Annotated in this window: 14 protein-coding genes; 5 read left to right on the plus strand and 9 right to left on the minus strand. The window is 56.6% G+C overall.

The window, feature by feature from the left end:
- Positions 1-187: 187 nt before the first annotated feature.
- The 9 genes from ACOVRA_RS02075 to tpiA all read right to left on the minus strand — a co-directional run bounded on the left by ACOVRA_RS02075 (position 188) and on the right by tpiA (position 9,212).
- A complete protein-coding gene (locus ACOVRA_RS02075) occupies positions 188-2,251 on the minus strand; it encodes a prolyl oligopeptidase family serine peptidase (RefSeq protein WP_421718853.1) in 2,064 nt (687 codons plus the stop codon).
- A gap of 132 nt (positions 2,252-2,383) precedes the next feature.
- Positions 2,384-2,566, minus strand: coding sequence for a 50S ribosomal protein L32 (rpmF, locus tag ACOVRA_RS02080; RefSeq protein ID WP_085340090.1), 183 nt, complete (start codon positions 2,564-2,566; stop codon positions 2,384-2,386).
- Positions 2,567-2,695: 129 nt separating this feature from the next.
- Positions 2,696-3,454: a hypothetical protein gene (locus ACOVRA_RS02085; protein ID WP_421718854.1), complete on the minus strand. Its 759-nt coding sequence runs from the start codon at positions 3,452-3,454 to the stop codon at positions 2,696-2,698.
- Positions 3,455-3,579: 125 nt separating this feature from the next.
- The gene (locus tag ACOVRA_RS02090) at positions 3,580-4,260 is read right to left on the minus strand and encodes a hypothetical protein (protein ID WP_421718855.1); all 681 of its coding nucleotides are present in this window, start codon (positions 4,258-4,260) and stop codon (positions 3,580-3,582) included.
- Between the two features lie 4 nt (positions 4,261-4,264).
- On the minus strand, positions 4,265-5,017 hold the full coding sequence (locus ACOVRA_RS02095; RefSeq protein WP_421718856.1) for a hypothetical protein: 753 nt from the start codon (positions 5,015-5,017) through the stop codon (positions 4,265-4,267).
- A 100-nt stretch (positions 5,018-5,117) separates the two neighbouring features.
- Positions 5,118-6,755, minus strand: a complete 1,638-nt coding sequence (locus ACOVRA_RS02100) for a CTP synthase (protein ID WP_421718857.1) — start codon at positions 6,753-6,755, stop codon at positions 5,118-5,120.
- A 72-nt stretch (positions 6,756-6,827) separates the two neighbouring features.
- A complete protein-coding gene (gene secG, locus ACOVRA_RS02105) occupies positions 6,828-7,286 on the minus strand; it encodes a preprotein translocase subunit SecG (protein ID WP_421718858.1) in 459 nt (152 codons plus the stop codon).
- Positions 7,287-7,365: 79 nt separating this feature from the next.
- Positions 7,366-8,346, minus strand: a complete 981-nt coding sequence (locus ACOVRA_RS02110; RefSeq protein ID WP_290802420.1) for a hypothetical protein — start codon at positions 8,344-8,346, stop codon at positions 7,366-7,368.
- Positions 8,347-8,417: 71 nt separating this feature from the next.
- Positions 8,418-9,212: a triose-phosphate isomerase gene (gene tpiA / locus ACOVRA_RS02115; RefSeq protein ID WP_421718859.1), complete on the minus strand. Its 795-nt coding sequence runs from the start codon at positions 9,210-9,212 to the stop codon at positions 8,418-8,420.
- 147 nt (positions 9,213-9,359) lie between these two features.
- Here tpiA and ACOVRA_RS02120 point away from each other — a divergent pair, with 147 nt between their 5' ends.
- From ACOVRA_RS02120 to trpC, 5 genes are read left to right on the plus strand one after another with little or no spacing between them, the layout of a single operon-like run.
- Entirely contained in the window at positions 9,360-11,288 is a 1,929-nt protein-coding gene (locus ACOVRA_RS02120) for a SurA N-terminal domain-containing protein (protein WP_421718860.1), read from the plus strand.
- 6 nt (positions 11,289-11,294) lie between these two features.
- On the plus strand, positions 11,295-12,857 hold the full coding sequence (gene trpE, locus ACOVRA_RS02125; protein ID WP_421718861.1) for an anthranilate synthase component I: 1,563 nt from the start codon (positions 11,295-11,297) through the stop codon (positions 12,855-12,857).
- Complete coding sequence (locus ACOVRA_RS02130) at positions 12,854-13,438, plus strand: anthranilate synthase component II (protein ID WP_290807384.1); 585 nt, start codon at positions 12,854-12,856, stop codon at positions 13,436-13,438. Before trpE ends, ACOVRA_RS02130 begins: the two co-directional genes overlap by 4 nt.
- On the plus strand, positions 13,435-14,460 hold the full coding sequence (trpD, locus tag ACOVRA_RS02135; RefSeq protein ID WP_421718862.1) for an anthranilate phosphoribosyltransferase: 1,026 nt from the start codon (positions 13,435-13,437) through the stop codon (positions 14,458-14,460). The genes ACOVRA_RS02130 and trpD overlap by 4 nt, the downstream gene beginning before the upstream one ends.
- Positions 14,457-15,248, plus strand: coding sequence for an indole-3-glycerol phosphate synthase TrpC (gene trpC, locus ACOVRA_RS02140; protein WP_421718863.1), 792 nt, complete (start codon positions 14,457-14,459; stop codon positions 15,246-15,248). Before trpD ends, trpC begins: the two co-directional genes overlap by 4 nt.
- Positions 15,249-16,117: the final 869 nt, after the last annotated feature.

Raw genomic sequence — 16,117 nt, forward strand, 5'->3', positions numbered from 1 at the left:
CAGTCCGATCGGGCTCCCGTGAATGGGGAAGCGAAGCCGGTGAAGGGGTAGGAGCGCGCAGCACTAGCTGCGCCTGTTTACGCGTTAGGAAGCGCAACTCGTGTTGCGCGGTCCCTTCCGTGCTGCCACTTCCCCGTTTAAATGGTCCCAGCTTTGCTCTGACGCGGTGGCGGGGAGACGCAGCCCCCTACTCCGCCTTCTTTACATGACTGTCGTACCAGCCAATTGTGCTGAGGATTGCGGCCAGCCATTGGCTGGGGCGGCCAAAGCCGTGGCCGGCTTCGGGTAAGCGCACCAAGGCGCTTTCGACGCCTTGCAGTTGCAAAGCTTGGAAATATTGCTCGCTGTCACTCATGGGCGTGCGATAATCGCTTTCGCCTGTAATGATGATCGTTGGCGTGCGGACATTCCCCACCAAGGATAAAGGCGAGCGCGCCCAATATTTCTCCGGCTGCTCCCAAGGCTTTTTCTCAAACCAATAGCTGGTGACAACAGCGCCAATGTCGCTGGTCAACGCTTCAGACGTCCAATTAATCACCGGACGCTTGACCGAGGCGGCGGCAAAGCGGTTTGTCTTGCCAATCGCCCACGAGGACAACACGCCACCGCCAGAGCCACCGCCGATATAGAGGCGATTGGTGTCGATGAAGCCACGCGCGATAACGGCATCGACACTGCTCATCAGATCGTCATGATCTTGGCAGGGGTAGCAAAGATTGATCAGGTTCGCGAATTCTTCGCCATAACCGATTGAGCCGCGCGGATTGGTGAAGAGGGTAACATAGCCTGCTGCCGCATAGAGCTGATGAGTAATGGAGAACATCGGGCCATAATCGGTATGCGGCCCACCATGAATATCCATTGCCAGCGGGTATTTCTTGCTGGGGTCGAAATTGGGCGGATAGAGGATCCAGCCGTGCACTTTGCGGCCATCGGCAGACGATGGAGTCCAGATTTCTTCCAGCTTGCCGATGGATTTACCAGCCCGCCAAGCCGCATTCATATCCCACAGGATGGTTTCCTTGCCCTGCGACCACAGCGCCAAATTAGCCGGACGATCCGCTTCGACACTGGGATAAACCGTCTTGCTGCCATCGGTGGAATAGCTGCCGCCCGAGGATGGCAGGAGAAGACGTGTATTGCCGACTTCTGGCGTGGCAATGCTGACTGACCCGTCTAAAGGCGCAAAGCCCACCCGGCTGATGCCGACATCCTGATAAAGGAAATTCACGCCCTTCCCGTCCTTGCGCCAGCTAATCTGGCTGGCGGGGCGGTCGAGTTTCAGGGTCAGATTGCGGCTTTGGGTGGTAAGGCCTGTTGCTGGCAAAGACGCGACAAACACATCGGTGCGTTGGAACGAGGTTTGCCGATTGCGCCAGCCGACATAGGCCAAGGCCTTGCCATCTGGGCTGACAACGGGGCTGTTTTCAAAGCCATCATCGGCGGTGAGTTGGCGGGCTTTGCCGCCGCCAGCAGCGGGCCACGCATAGAGGTCGGACTGGACAGGCTTCAAATGAGCATCAGGCGCCGGATTGCCGCTGACGATGACAAATTGGCCATCGGGTGTCCAAGCGGGTTGGCCATCTTCTCGGCCCCAATCGCCACCACCGCTGGTGACTTGGGTAACAGTTCCGCTGGCGACATCGAGGGTAAAGACCTGATAGTCGCCCGGCGTCAGCCAGCCTTCGGGATCGGTGCGATAGGGAAAGGTGCGCACCACGCGCGCAGGCGCCGCCCAAGTCGCGCCCTCGGGCTTCTCCGGCAATTTATAAATGGCCTCAGGCTTTTCCTCGACCAGATTCACAAAGGCGATCTTCTTGCCGTCTGGCGACCAGGACAGAGCGCTGGGCGAGAATTTGAGCGTGGTGAGCGGCTTGGCGATGCCTTCCTTCACATCCAGCACAAAGATCTGCGACTTGGGGCCATCCTTGCCGACAAAGGCAATCGCGCTGCCATCTGGTGACCAGCGCGCAGTGGACGGTGCACGATCCGCCCCGACCAGAAGGCGACGGCCCTCACCGCTACCGCCACCGGGGACCGGCACCAGCCACAAGTCTGTCAGGACCCGGTCGGTTTGAATATCGCGGGTTTGGCGCAAGACGGCGACTTGTTTGCCATCGGGCGACAATTGCGGATCAATTGGTTGTTCGAGGCGATAAAGGTCGAGCGCTTCAACCGGCTTTGGAGCTTCTGCCCACGCAGGGCCTGCCAACACAAAGGCCAGCCCAATCAATCCCGAATAAACCCGCATGATTTCTATCCCCCAAGAACACCTAGATGCAGGTGTAGCAAGAGCTGAAAGGAAGTCGAGCGGACAGGTGACCTAAACGAAAAAAACCCTGCCAGATGGCAGGGCTTTTCCACAAGAAAAGGCGAAGGAGCCTTAGTCTTCCTTTGGGGTCAAAACCTGACGGCCGCGATACATGCCGGTCTTCAGGTCGATATGGTGTGGACGACGCAGTTCGCCCGAATCCTTGTCTTCGACATAGGAATTCACGCCCAACGCATCGTGCGAACGACGCATACCGCGACGAGAAGGAGTAGTTTTGCGCTTAGGCACTGCCATGGTGCAGGTTCCATTTCAAAAGATAAGGCGGCCCCGGTAAGAGCCGCCAGTAAAACTGAAGCGCGTCTCTACGCGTGCTCTTCCCCAAATGCAAGACACTATGCCAGTGGGAATTGAACTTATCCTAGCTCAACTGGGCTGTGCGATTGTCGGCACTTCCCAGGTCGTCGATTCCTCCGGGGTCCGGACACGTGGGTGCAAGAACCAAATGGTGCTGAGGGCAGCAGCGGCCATGGACGAGAGTGCCCAAACGAAGGCTTCAATTCCCCTTGCCAGATAAGGCAACAAGGCTTGGTCGCTATTATTTAGGGGTGCGGCAGCTTCAAGGACGTTTTGAAGCCCCCAAAATGGCAACCACAGGACAAAAAACAAGAGAAAGGACAGCCACAAACGCCATTTACGAGACGCCACCGCCTTGTAAGATCGCAAAAAGTTTGGCTGTCCATCCACCAAGACCTGAACGCACAGGCAGAAAGTGTAATGCACGTAAACAACAAAAAAGGCGATTATCGCAAGCGAGATCAACGCCTTCAAGCCAGGATGAGCTACATAGGTTAAGAGCTCTGTGACGCCCGACATAATCAGGAAAAGCCCGATTTCGAGCGCTAGGATTACGACAGCCGCCATGATTCTGGATCGCCAACTTGTCTCCACCCCGGTGAACTTTAAGAATAAGCTCGTCAAGCCAATTGCCATGGCGGCGGTTACAGTGGCTTCAAAAAGCTCATTGGGAATCACACCTTCAAGCTGTGCCGGCAACACATAACCCAAAACCAAAGCCATCAGCGTTAGCGGGATCATAAGCAACCGAAGGTGCCACATGAGGCGTAACGAAGCCCGAAGGCCCCATTCCCAATCATGCAATGGTTCAATCTTAAAGCCTGACATCACAAACCTCACATCAATCCCACAACCATAAGGCTCTATTCCGAGATGTAAAGTAAAATCAGTCGGGCAGAAACGAAAGGGGCGTTCAATCGTGCTGGATCAAACGCCCCTTGCCTGCCAACGCTTTATTTCTCGTTAGGCAGACCAATTTTGCCAACAACTGCTTGGATCGTCACCGAAACGACGCCCTCATGCGAGAATTTGCGAACGGTGGCCCCTTCCCGCCCATACTGCGTCGTATAGCTGGTGGTCCCGTAATTATAGGGATTGTAGGAATAATTGGTTTGGCTGATGAGTTGGGTCTCAAACGCCTTTACTTCGACGCCAGCTGATTGCGGGTTGGTTTGCACCAACACAAAGCGCGCATCATCACTCGGGCGAAACTGCACGCCAAACGTATTGCCCACATTGGCAAACCGATCTGCGGTGAAGGTCCGGATCGGCTGCCCGTCTGCATTGAGGACAGAGACCAAGGGCCCAAGAATTCGCAGAACCTCATATGCACCGCCAATGGTAAGTGTATGATTCGATGGCGCTGCGGGTAGTGTATAGAGGACATAATTGCTTGGCTTGCCCTCCAGATTTAGGCAAGGCGACATTGCGTCAACATCGGTCGCGATCGAGTGCCACTGCGCCTTACGCTTGGGCGTCATGGCGATCGCCTTGGTCAAATCGGGCTTATCTGTGCACGTCTTTCCCGTGATTTCAGAAACAGCCAAGGGTGGTGGCGGCGGCGGTGTTGTTGAACACGCGCTGACCAAGCCGCTAACGCTCAACACAAAAAGGGAAGCTCGCATCTTTTGCATCAGATCACCTCAACAAATCTGCTGTCGCTTTGGCCGTTGCCTGTAGAGCGGCCTTTAAGCCTTCTGCAGCTTTGGCAGGGTCTGCTTCAAGGTCGTCAATCTTCTGAAAAGCAAAAGCCTCATCAACAGGGATGGAGATCGTAACATCGGATTTAATCACTGGATTATAAGTGATTTTATTGTCCAACAGGATCTTCTTTGGATCCTTATGATCCACCATACGAACATGCAGGGTCACGAACGGACGCCATTGCGTGGAATTCCCAACCAGCTGATAGCCATAATTGAAGCCCAAAGTGTCGAGGACGGCAGAACCTGGCTCCGCGGCTTCATTCGCTGGAATGACAACCAATTCACGGGCTTTCGTCCGTGGGATCGCAATGGGCGCAACTGTGTAATTCTGTCCCTTGAGGGCTTCCTCCAAAGCGGCGTCAAAGATGGCTTCGCCGTTGAAATTCTGGGTGGCAAGCGCCTTTTGAATGCGCTCACGCTGGCCTGCCTCAATACCGGCCTCGATCCCAGCAGCCACAGCACCCACCAGCAAGCCAGCCAAGCCAGCACTTGAGGCCGCTGACATCATGTTTTCGCCATTGGTAGCCAATTTTTGGGTCCCAACTTCCGGCGGCAGCGTATTATCAACCACAGCAATCTTGGAGACGGGCGTTGCTGTCCGATCAAAAGGCACAGGTTGATAAGGTGTGACGCAACCGGCCAGCACCAACGAACTCACCACCGCCAAGATTGCAAATCTTCTCATATTTCCCCCCATGCCTCCAAACTCGACTAGAAGTTTGTTGCGATATTGTGGAGCCGACCCTAGCGGAAGGCATGGTTTGGACAAGATGGTTTCTACAGACCTAAACCAGACGGCTCTGCACCAAGGCTGCGCGAACAAAATCCGCAAACAGAGGATGTGGTTCAAAAGGACGGGACTTGAGTTCGGGGTGATACTGCACGCCGACGAACCAAGGATGGTCTGCCCGCTCAACAATTTCGGGTAAGACACCATCGGGTGACACGCCGGAGAAAATCAAGCCTTGGCCCTCAAGCATTTCCCGATAAGCCATATTGACTTCATAGCGGTGGCGATGACGCTCTTGGATGCTAAGCGCGCCGCCATAGGCGCGGGAAACAACTGAATCTGCCTTTAAAACGGCTGGATAGGCACCCAGTCGCATGGTGCCGCCCAAATCGGTCTCTTCCCCGCGCAATTGGCGTTCATTGCCCCTCACCCACTCCGTCATCAGGCCGACAACAGGCTCAGAGGTTGGACCAAATTCGGTGGAGGAGGCTTGAGAAATGCCCGCCAGATTGCGGGCCGCCTCGACACAGGCCATCTGCATGCCAAAGCAAATGCCAAAGAAGGGAATCTGACGCTCGCGCGCAAATTGAACGGCCTTGATCTTACCTTCCGCGCCAGAATCGCCAAACGCACCTGGAACCAGAATCGCATCCACGCCCTCAAGCTCTGCCGTCAGCATGTCTTGGTCGGCATCAAAGGCGCGCGCATCGACCCAATTGATATTCACCTTCACATCATTGGCGAGGCCGCCATGATGGAGGGCTTCGATCAAGGACTTATAGGCGTCCTTCATGGCGGTATATTTGCCAACAACCGCAATGGTCACATCGCCATCAGGTGCGCGCAAGCGCTTTGAGATGGCTTGCCATTTGGTCAAATCGGGCTCTGGCGCGTCGGTAATGCCAAAACGCCGCAAGACTTCGCGGTCCAAGCCTTCTGCATGATAGTCCATCGGCACTTCATAAATGTGCGCCGAATCGAGGGCTTGGATCACAGCACCTGCCCGCACATTGGTGAAGAGCGCGATCTTGCGCTTTTCATCTTCCGGGATCGGACGGTCACAACGGCAAATTAGAATATCGGGCTGAATACCGATTGAGCGCAATTCCTTCACGCTGTGCTGGGTCGGCTTGGTTTTCATTTCGCCAGCCGTGTGGATGTAGGGCAAGAGTGTCAGGTGAATATAGACCGCCTGCTGAGGATCTAATTGCTGACCAAGCTGACGAATGGCTTCGAAGAAGGGTAGGCCCTCAATGTCGCCAACCGTGCCACCAATCTCGCACAAAACAAAGTCCGCATCGCCCGCATCGGACAAGACGAAATCTTTGATCGCATTGGTGACGTGGGGAATGACCTGGATGGTCGCCCCCAAAAATTCACCCTTGCGCTCCTTGGCGATGATTTCCTGATAGATGCGCCCGGTCGTAATATTGTCTGCTTTAGCAGCAGAAACGCCGGTAAAACGCTCATAATGGCCCAAATCCAAGTCGGTCTCTGCGCCATCGTCGGTCACAAAGACTTCGCCATGTTGATACGGGCTCATCGTGCCGGGATCGACATTGAGATAAGGATCGAGTTTACGCAGCCTCACTTTATAGCCACGAGCTTGCAGCAGCGCGCCTAACGCGGCTGATGCAATGCCTTTTCCGAGCGAGGAAACCACGCCCCCAGTGATGAACACATATCGGGTCATGGGAGGTCGTTCTAAGCCGCAACGCCTGTAAAAGGGAAGAGGCGCAACTGGAAAGAAATGGGGGTTAGCCGCTTATTTTTTTTCTGCTGGTGCTGGCTCGGTCGCTGGCGCGGCAGGCGTCGCAGGGAATAGAGGCGCAGGCTGAGGTGCTGTTGGCGCCGAAGCTGGTATTCCGCCAGTGGGTGCAGCAGGAACTGGCGCAATGGCATTGGCCGGCGTGGTTGGCACGGAAAGATCAATGCCCTTGGTTGGCAAGCCATCCTTGGTACGGCCGTCCTGCATCAAGGAATCAGCGGGCTTGGTCGCGGATTTGTTCATGATGGTCAAGGTGACGCTGGTCAGCAAGAATGCTGCCCCCAACAAAGTCGTGGTGCGCGTCATGAAGTTAGCCGCAGATCGGCCAGACATCATGGAAGAAGGACCCCCGCCCATACCCAAGGCCCCGCCGCCTTCCGAACGCTGCAACAAAATGGCACCAATCAGCGCCAAACAGATCAGCAGGTGGAGAATGAGAACAGCTTGGATGAACATGGAACGGGCCTAAAGGTGAATGGATGGGGCGCAAAACCCTGCGCTCGAGGCTGCTATGTCGCTCTTTCGAGGCCGAACTTCAAGAGACCAACGACAGCGCCAAGGTATGACGGCGTTTCGCGCGCTCTTTTGCCTTGTCCAATCGACCGCGGACTTTGTCCAAAGTCGTCTCCAATTCCGCCTTGAATGCCTCTCCACCTTCAACCGCATAGGCGACATAAAGCGCGAGGGCGAGTTGCCGCGTTAGATTGGCGTTTTCGACGCGTTCTGGCCCTGGCGCACTGGTGCGAGCAGCGACATTTTCCAAAACCATGGCAATTTCTTGCACTTCATCAATATCCAGACGCTTTGCAGCGCGAACAAGCTCGGCCGAGCTTTCCAGCAAATCGACCACAAAGCCTGCGTTTGCATCCCCACGGCCTTGGGCTTGGATGATGACTTCGGCAGCCATGGCAATGCGACGGGCAAGCTTTGCCAACCGATCTTGGTCGACTTTCCGGCGCGCGGTGGCCAAGATTTCAGATTGAGTCACCGGATCATAATTGCTCATCAAGACCCGGTCGCGCAGCGTGTTTGGCGGATCAAAGGTCTCTGGGGCCATTTGGTTACTCGATGAACGACCACGGTCTGGCCCCACATAGTCCGAAGTCACAACAAATTGTTTGCGCGCAGAGATGATCGCGCGGACCCGCTCTAGGGTTTGAATTTGAGAGAAGGGCCGCAAAAGCACATCATCACAGCCAACATTCATCAGGTCGGCGACCAAGTCGGTTGATCCAGCCCACAGGGTGGCAATGACAGGAATGAATGGATTAACCCCCAACTCGCCCAGACGCTGCGCGCGCAGCAATTGGACCACTTCGCTGTGATTTTCGGTGGCTTCAACAACCAAAAGGGAAATGTCGACGTCGCGCAGCCGGCGGGTCAATTCGCTTAGCGAGGTCATCCCCTCGATACGGCGAAACCCAATCCCATGCAAAACAGAACGTGTCATCAGCATGTTGCCGCGCACAGGATCATAAATCAGCACGGTCGCTGCTGCGAGTCTTTGCTTGTCCAAAGGACTTTCACCCCTCAATCCGGATATACCGTTTGCCACAGGGTTGTTGCTAAGAGGTTACGATGATTGCTTCATTCTTGAATTGCGTGCAAAATTTTCAAGAATCCATCCGCTGTGAGGCTCGCGCCGCCGACCAAAGCCCCGTCGACATGGGCCAAATGCAACAGGTCACCCGCATTTTGTCCATTGACCGAGCCGCCGTATAGAATCTGGATGCTGGCACCTTTTGCGCCAAAGCGGCTGACCAAACTTTCGTGAACGGCTTGATGCATCGCCAAGACGTCTGCCGCGCTCGGGACCAAGCCCGTCCCGATCGCCCAAACCGGCTCATAGGCAATCACCAGACCACCGTCTGGGAAAGTCTCTGGCACTGAGCCTTCAACTTGGGACAGAACGATCGCTTCGGCTTGGCCTGCTTCTCGCTCGGCGCGGGTTTCGCCGACGCAAACAATGGGAACAAGACCCGCCTCTAGGGCTGCTTGCGCCTTGTTGCGAACCATCTCGCTGCTCTCGCCATGATCGGCACGACGCTCAGAATGGCCGACGATGACAAAATGGCCGCCTGCATCCTTGACCATGGCAGCAGAGATATCGCCGGTATGCGCGCCAGATGCTTTCGCATGGCAATCTTGCGCGCCGGTCAAAAGCCCGGTGCCAGCTGTCGCTTCACTTAAACGCGCTAACAACGTAGCCGGAGGGCAAATGGCCAGTTGGATCGATTGGCCCAGAGCGGTCTTAGCAGCAGCGGCAATCAGGTCCGCCTCCTGCAAGGCCAACTTCACCCCATTCATTTTCCAGTTTCCAACCAACAGTTTCGCCACAATTTTCTCCATCGTAGAGCTTAGCAGACACCCTCTTTTGAGCATCAATTCCAGTCTGGCATAGGCAGGTGAGTCACACTTTGCAAATCACCAGACCGAGACCTGCAGTCTAAGGCCCGCGCTGTGCAGGCCTTGCCTTGCCCCCTCATCCAACGATCCTTATGCTAAGGACAGTTTTCATCAGGATCTTCCATGCTCACAGCGTTTCGAAAATTTGCCCGCTCATGGGTCTCCGGCATCATCATTGGCCTTTTGGTTATCTCGTTCGGGATCTGGGGGATCAATGATATCTTCACCCGGGGCAGCCCTGACGCCGTCGCGAAGGTCGCGGGCGAGTCGATCACGCAAGGCGAATATCGCAAGGAATTTGATCGGCTCTTAAAACGCGCGAAAGCCGATGCGAAACGCGACATCTCAACTGAAGAGGCTCGGGCCCAAGGTCTGGATAGCGCCGTGCTCGAGCAAATGGTCGCAAGCCGCGCTTTTGCAGCGATGACCGACAAACTCGGCCTGAAGGCGGCAAATAGCGTGGTTCAGGCTGAAATCGCGAAAATCCCAGCCTTCCAAGACCAAATCACCCGCCGCTTCAGTCAAGACTCCTATCAAATGGCGTTGCGCGAAAATGGTTTTACGCCGGTTGAGTTTGAGGGCAGCGTGCGTTCCGATCTGACCCGCCAAAGCCTGACCTTGGCCGTAAGCTCTGGCTTCCGCGCGCCACGTGTGTTTGCCAGCCAGACATTGGCCTATGGCACCGAGCGCCGCATGGTTACGATTATTCCGGTTCCTGCAGGCTTTGTCGGCGGCCCACGTCAACCAACCGACGCGCAGTTAAAAGCTTTATATGACGAAAGCCGGACCCAATTAATGCGTCCGGAATCGCGCAATCTCACGATGGTTGTTGCCAGCCTTGCCGACTTTGAAACCAAAGTGAAGGTGGATGAAGCTCAGGCTCAAGAAATTTTTGGGCGCAACAAAGAACGTCTTTCAACCCCAGCCAAGCGCGGCTTGATCCAATTGGTAGCTTCTGATCGCGCAAAAGCTGATCAAGCTGCTGCGCGCTTGCGTGCCGGTGAAGCCCCAGAAGCCATTGCCAAAGCGCTTGGTCTTTCCGTCCCAGTGGTGCTGTCAAACGTGACCATCGGCGGCATCCCCGATCAGAACGTGGCCAAAGCTGCCTTCGAGATGAAGCAAGGCGATGTGCAAGTCGTGGCCGCTAAGCTCCAGCCCTTCGCAGCGATCAAGGTTACCGAAGCAGTGGCAGCCAAGGAAGCCAAGTTTGAGGATTCTGCGGAGGAGATCCGCACGCAGTTGCGCCAAACCGCAGCCGGCGAACTTTTGACCGACGCGACGGAAGCCTATGACAAGGCGATCACCGAAGGTGCCACACTCGAGGCAGCCGCCGCTAAAGCAGGCTTCAAATTGGTGCAGATTAAGGACGTGATGGCCGACGGCAATTCAGCCATGACTGGCCAGCCAGCGCCCGAATTTGCCGAAGCACCGAACGTTTTGAAAGATGCCTTCACAGGCGGCAAAGGCGATACGTCGGACTTGGCCCCTATTCCGGGCGACAGCTATGTAGCGGTTCGTATTGACGCCATCACGGCTGCAGCGCCACCTCCGTTTGACACCATCCGTACCGAACTCACCAATGAGTGGGTTCGTCGCGATGTTCGTGCCCGGGCAGAAGCCAAAGCTAAGGAAATTTTGGCTGAAGCCAAGAAGACCAGCATGGAGGCAGCTGCTGCCAAATATAAACTTCCTGTCGCCAAGCAGGCGCAGCCGCTCCTGCGCGGTCAAGGTGGCCAAGAGTTGAGCCAAGCGGTGTTTGCCGCGAAAAAGGGTGACTTGGTCTTAGCGCCAACCGCGAACGGGGTGGAATATACCGTTGTCCGGATCGACGACATCTTGAAGGATGACGAGGGTACGGTTCCAGATCGTCTGGTACAGGCTGAGACCGCGGTTCGTGCCTCTGTTCAACGCGACTTGATCGCTTCGCTAGAGCGAGTCGCCCGAGATCGCGCCAAAGCACAGCTCTTCACCAAAATGATGGGTCGTGCGCTGGGCGATACGGAAGAAACCGCTGCACCTGCCAAAGCCGCTACGCCGGCCAAACAGCCGTAGCCGATCGTGTTATCGATTGAGCCCAGTTTTGATCAGTTCGAAGCCGCCTATGTTCAAGGGCGCGGCGTGCCTTTGCGCGCCAAACGGATCGATGATCTAGAAACACCGGTCTCAGCTATTGCTAAATTGGGCGCAGACCGCTTGGGTTCATGCCTATTTGAGAGTGTAGAGGGCGGGGAGACGCGGGGGCGCTATTCCATCGTCGCTTGTGACCCCGATCTGATTTACCGGGTCGATCAATCGGGTGCGGCCAAGGCACCCATTGATGAGGCTGGCAAAGTCGGTGCCTATATTCCCTGCGGCGAAGAACCTCTGGCAGCTTTGCGGACCTTGATCGCTGAAAGCGCTCTCGATTTCCCAAATGACTTACCGCCCCCTGCAGCAGGCCTGTTCGGCTATCTCGCCTATGAGACTGTCCGCCGGGTTGAGCGTCTGCCCGAGACCGTCGCCGACCCAATTGGCGTGCCCGAAGCCCTTCTCGTTCGCCCCCGTCTTGTCATCGTGTTTGATGGGGTAAAGCAGGAATTGCTGTTGGTGACGCCTGTGCGACCTAAAGCGGGTGTCTCTGCCCGTGACGCCTATGAGCAGGGCCGCACGCGGTTGGAACAAGCTTGGGCGACCTTGGATGGCCCCTCGCCCTTGCGCGTCCCATCCTATACCGCCAAGCCCAGCCCCTTGGGCGAAGCGACCCCGAATATGAGCCCTGAGGCCTATATGACGAAGGTGGAGACGGCGAAGGACTACATCCGCGCCGGCGATATCTTCCAAGTGGTGCCCAGCCAGCGATTTTCAGCCCCCTTCTCAGGCTCTGCGATATCGCTTTATCGCTCGCTCCGCCGCACCAACCCATCGCCTTTCCTGTTCCTCCTGCGGATGGACGGGTTTGATATTGTCGGCTCCAGCCCCGAAATTTTGGTGCGTTTGCGAGATGGCACCGTGACGATGCGCCCAATTGCCGGAACCAAACCGCGCGGGGCCACCCCTGCCCTTGACGAGGCCTTGGCAGAGGAGCTTTTGAACGACCCCAAAGAGCGGGCCGAACATCTCATGCTGCTCGACCTAGGTCGCAATGACGTTGGCCGGGTGTCGCGGTCGAAACCCGGTGGCAATGACGGCCCGGTTGGTATTGGGCGCGGTGGGGTCCGCGTGACCGAGAGCTTCAAGGTCGAACGCTATAGCCACGTCATGCACATTGTCTCCAATGTTGAGGGCAGCTTGAAGCCCGGCCTCGACGCCCTGGATGCGCTGCTCGCGGGCTTTCCAGCAGGCACGGTCTCGGGCGCACCCAAGGTGCGCGCGATGGAAATCATTGCAGAGCTTGAGCCACATGGTCGCGGGGTTTACGCCGGGGGTGTCGGCTATTTCTCGGCCGGTGGCGACATGGACTTGTGCATCGCTTTGCGCACGGGCGTTTTGAAGGATGGTGTCCTTCATGCCCAAGCAGGAGCCGGTGTCGTGCTCGATTCCATTCCGCTTAGTGAGCACAATGAGTGCGTCAATAAGGCCAAAGCCTTGTTGCGCGCGGCTGAAGATGCGGGTCGCTATGATGAGAAGGATGGACGCGCATGAAAATCCTGCTCATCGATAATTACGACAGCTTCACCTATAATCTCGTCCATTATGTCGAGGAATTGGGGGCGGAAACCCATGTGGTGCGCAATGACCGCTTGAGTGTTGAAGAGGCCATCGCCCAAGCCGGCGACGGGATCATCATTTCGCCCGGCCCCTGCACGCCGAATGAGGCCGGCATCTGCCTCGACCTGATCAAGGCTCTGCCCGACGACATCCCGCTGCTTGGCGTCTGCCTCGGCCATCAGGCGATTGGCCAAGCCTATGGCGGCAAGGTCTTGCGCGCGAAGACCATCATGCATGGCAAGACGTCGATCATCACGCACGCCAATACAGGCCTGTTTGAAGGCCTGCCCGAACAATTTGAAGTGACGCGCTATCACTCCTTGTCGGTTGAGCGTGAAAGTCTGCCCAATTCCTTGCGCGTCGATGCATGGACGGCCGATGGAGAGATTATGGGCATGAGCCATGTCGCCAAACCAATCTTTGGCGTGCAATTTCATCCCGAAAGCATCGCTTCAGAGCATGGTCACGCCCTGATCCAGCGCTTCTTAAAGTCAACCAAAGTTGCCCAATCGTGAGTGAGGCGATTAAGCCAGCTTTAGCTCTCTTGCGCGACGGCGAGGCTCCAACGCCTGCCCTCTTGGACCAAGCCTTTGCCGCCATTTTGAGCGGGGAAGCCACCCAAGCCCAAATCGGGGCCTTCCTAATGGGGCTCGAACGTCTGACCTTAACCAGCGACATGATCGCCTCGGGTGCTTCTGCGATGCGCGCGGCCATGACGCGGGTGGACACGCCCTTTGCCTGCATCGATGTCTGCGGCACGGGTGGCGATGGCTCCCACACGTTGAACATCTCCACCGCCGTTTCCTTTGTGCTGGCGGGGGCAGGTCTTAAGGTTGCCAAGCATGGCAATCGCGCCATGAGCTCTAAATCTGGGGCAGCGGATGTGTTGGAAGCTTTAGGCGTCAAGCTGGAACTCTCGCCCGCCCAATGCGCGCAAGCCCTAGAGGAAGTCGGTCTTGTCTTCCTGTTTGCCCAAGCCCATCACCCCGCCATGCGCCATGTTGGCCCTGCGCGGCGCGAACTGGGTTTTCGTACGATTTTCAACCTATTAGGGCCACTTTCTAATCCGGCAAATGCACAGCGCCAATTGGTTGGCGTGTTTGCCGATGACAAGCGCGGCCCCATTGCGCACGCGCTGATGCGCCTTGGGTGCGAGAGCGCTTGGGTTGTCCATGGCCATGGTGGATTGGATGAGTTGTCGCTGTCCGGCCCAACCCAAGTCACGGCCCTGAAGGACAAGACCCTGTCTGAACTTGAGATCCACCCCAGCGATCTTGGCCTTACAACCGCGCCACTTGACGCGTTGAAGGGCGGCGATGCGGTTTACAATGCACGGGCCTTGCTGCAACTTCTGCAGGGTGAGACTGGCCCCTACCGTGATGTGGTGCTGTTGAATGCCGCAGCCGCACTGGTGGCCACCGCTGCAGCCCCAGACCTGACCGAAGCCTTGGCGCGCGCCACCACAAGCCTTAATTCCCGCGCAGCTCTGTCCAAATTGGATCAGTTGATCGCCTTCACCCATCGGACGCCATCATGAGCGACACCCTCTCCAAAATCATCGCCTATAAGCGCGAGGAAGTGGCCACTCGAAAATCACTCCAATCCGTCGCGGCGCTGGAGGCTTATATCCGCGAGGAGACCCCGCCGCGCGGCTTTACTGCCGCGCTTGTGGAAGCTGCTAAGACCCGCCCTGCCTTGATCGCCGAGATCAAAAAGGCCAGTCCGTCCAAAGGTCTGATCCGAGCAGATTTTAAGCCTATAGAACTCGCCCAAGCCTATGAACAAGGCGGGGCGGCCTGCCTCTCCGTGCTCACCGACGCGCCTAGCTTCCAAGGCCATGAAAGCTTTTTGGTCGCTGCACGCGCCGCCACCAGCCTGCCCTGCTTGCGCAAGGATTTCATGGTCGACGTGTGGCAGATCGCCGAAAGCCGCGCCTTTGGCGCAGATGCCATCCTGGTCATTATGGCCGCGCTCGACGATGCGCTCGCCACCGATCTGGTCGCCGCAGCCAAGCATTATGGCATGGATGCCTTGATCGAGACCCATGATGAAGCCGAGATGGAGCGCGCCTTGAAGCTCGATGCAGAGCTGATTGGCGTCAACAACCGCAATCTCAAGACCTTCGTCACAGACCTCTCCACCACCGCGCGCCTTTCAGCCATGGTTCCGCCGACGCGCCTCCTCGTAGCTGAAAGCGGCATCAATACACACGCCGACATCGCCCAGCTGCAAGCCGCTGGGGCCAAAGCGTTTCTGATCGGCGAGAGCTTGATGCGCCAAGAAGATGTCTGCGCGGCGACGCGGGAGATTTTGTCGCTGGCTTGAACGGGGGTTGAACCCTAGACGATTTCATCCCTTGTACCGCAAAGTCCCTTGAGCTCCCCGCTCGCAGCTTACGCTTCAGCGGGTCTGACAGGCGCGGTCCTTTTGGTGGGGTTTCTATCTAGAAGCGGTTTTGGTGATCCTGCTGTCTCACCAAACCGCTGTCTCAATTGTTCTTGCGACCTCTGGGCAGTCAAGTGTCCGTTTTCTCTGAAAACGGATCGCTTAGCGACGCAGCAAAGCTGCGCACTTGACGACCCAGATGTCGCGGGCATGCTCGATGATCTATTTTGGTGAAACCTAGGTTGCACCAGAATAGGTCCAGATCGGCAGCACAAATTCGCCCCGCAACACCCTAAGGCTAAGGCGCGCTCCCCTCTCCCTTTGGGAGAGGGGTGGGGGTGAGGGCTGACGCGCGCAATAATTGAGGGCTGAGGGCTAATCTAAATCCCTAAATACAATAAGCTTTTACGCCCGTAAGCCCTCACCCCCTACCCGTCGACCTACAGGTCGACCCCACAGGGAGAAGGGGAGCGCATAAAACAAAACTTATCCCCCACCCATCAAACCTCGCATAACTTAAGGCCATCTCCGACGAGAGGGCGTTGTTGCTGCAGCGGCGACACCGGTTGGGGATGGTAAGCGGGATTAATCGAGGTTGAAGTGGCGACCTCGTGTTTCATTGGGATTAGCTGTCCTGATGCCCGAGTGTGCTTGTGCCCGACTGCCGTGTGAAGCCCTTGGTCAAGAACTTAGGCGATGCCTTTGAGACGCCTTGGGGAAGCCTTATGTATTTTTAGAAGCGCAAGCTTCTAGGATGAGGCCTTTACGTACTAGGCGGGGGAAGAACCAAACCACAAGGTGGCCTCGTT

Source organism: Aquidulcibacter sp. (assembly GCF_049239865.1).
Classification (GTDB): domain Bacteria; phylum Pseudomonadota; class Alphaproteobacteria; order Caulobacterales; family Aquidulcibacteraceae; genus Aquidulcibacter.

What these genes read in the sequence shown, in the direction of transcription:
- ACOVRA_RS02130 (WP_290807384.1), top strand. Translation starts at nt 12,854, where the DNA reads ATGAAAATCCTGCTCATCGATAATTACGACAGCTTCACCTATAATCTC.
- ACOVRA_RS02095 (WP_421718856.1), bottom strand. Translation starts at nt 5,017, where the DNA reads ATGAGAAGATTTGCAATCTTGGCGGTGGTGAGTTCGTTGGTGCTGGCC.
- secG (WP_421718858.1), bottom strand. Translation starts at nt 7,286, where the DNA reads ATGTTCATCCAAGCTGTTCTCATTCTCCACCTGCTGATCTGTTTGGCG.
- tpiA (WP_421718859.1), bottom strand. Translation starts at nt 9,212, where the DNA reads ATGCTCAAAAGAGGGTGTCTGCTAAGCTCTACGATGGAGAAAATTGTG.
- ACOVRA_RS02100 (WP_421718857.1), bottom strand. Translation starts at nt 6,755, where the DNA reads ATGACCCGATATGTGTTCATCACTGGGGGCGTGGTTTCCTCGCTCGGA.
- rpmF (WP_085340090.1), bottom strand. Translation starts at nt 2,566, where the DNA reads ATGGCAGTGCCTAAGCGCAAAACTACTCCTTCTCGTCGCGGTATGCGT.
- ACOVRA_RS02085 (WP_421718854.1), bottom strand. Translation starts at nt 3,454, where the DNA reads ATGTCAGGCTTTAAGATTGAACCATTGCATGATTGGGAATGGGGCCTT.
- ACOVRA_RS02075 (WP_421718853.1), bottom strand. Translation starts at nt 2,251, where the DNA reads ATGCGGGTTTATTCGGGATTGATTGGGCTGGCCTTTGTGTTGGCAGGC.
- ACOVRA_RS02120 (WP_421718860.1), top strand. Translation starts at nt 9,360, where the DNA reads ATGCTCACAGCGTTTCGAAAATTTGCCCGCTCATGGGTCTCCGGCATC.
- ACOVRA_RS02090 (WP_421718855.1), bottom strand. Translation starts at nt 4,260, where the DNA reads ATGCAAAAGATGCGAGCTTCCCTTTTTGTGTTGAGCGTTAGCGGCTTG.
- trpC (WP_421718863.1), top strand. Translation starts at nt 14,457, where the DNA reads ATGAGCGACACCCTCTCCAAAATCATCGCCTATAAGCGCGAGGAAGTG.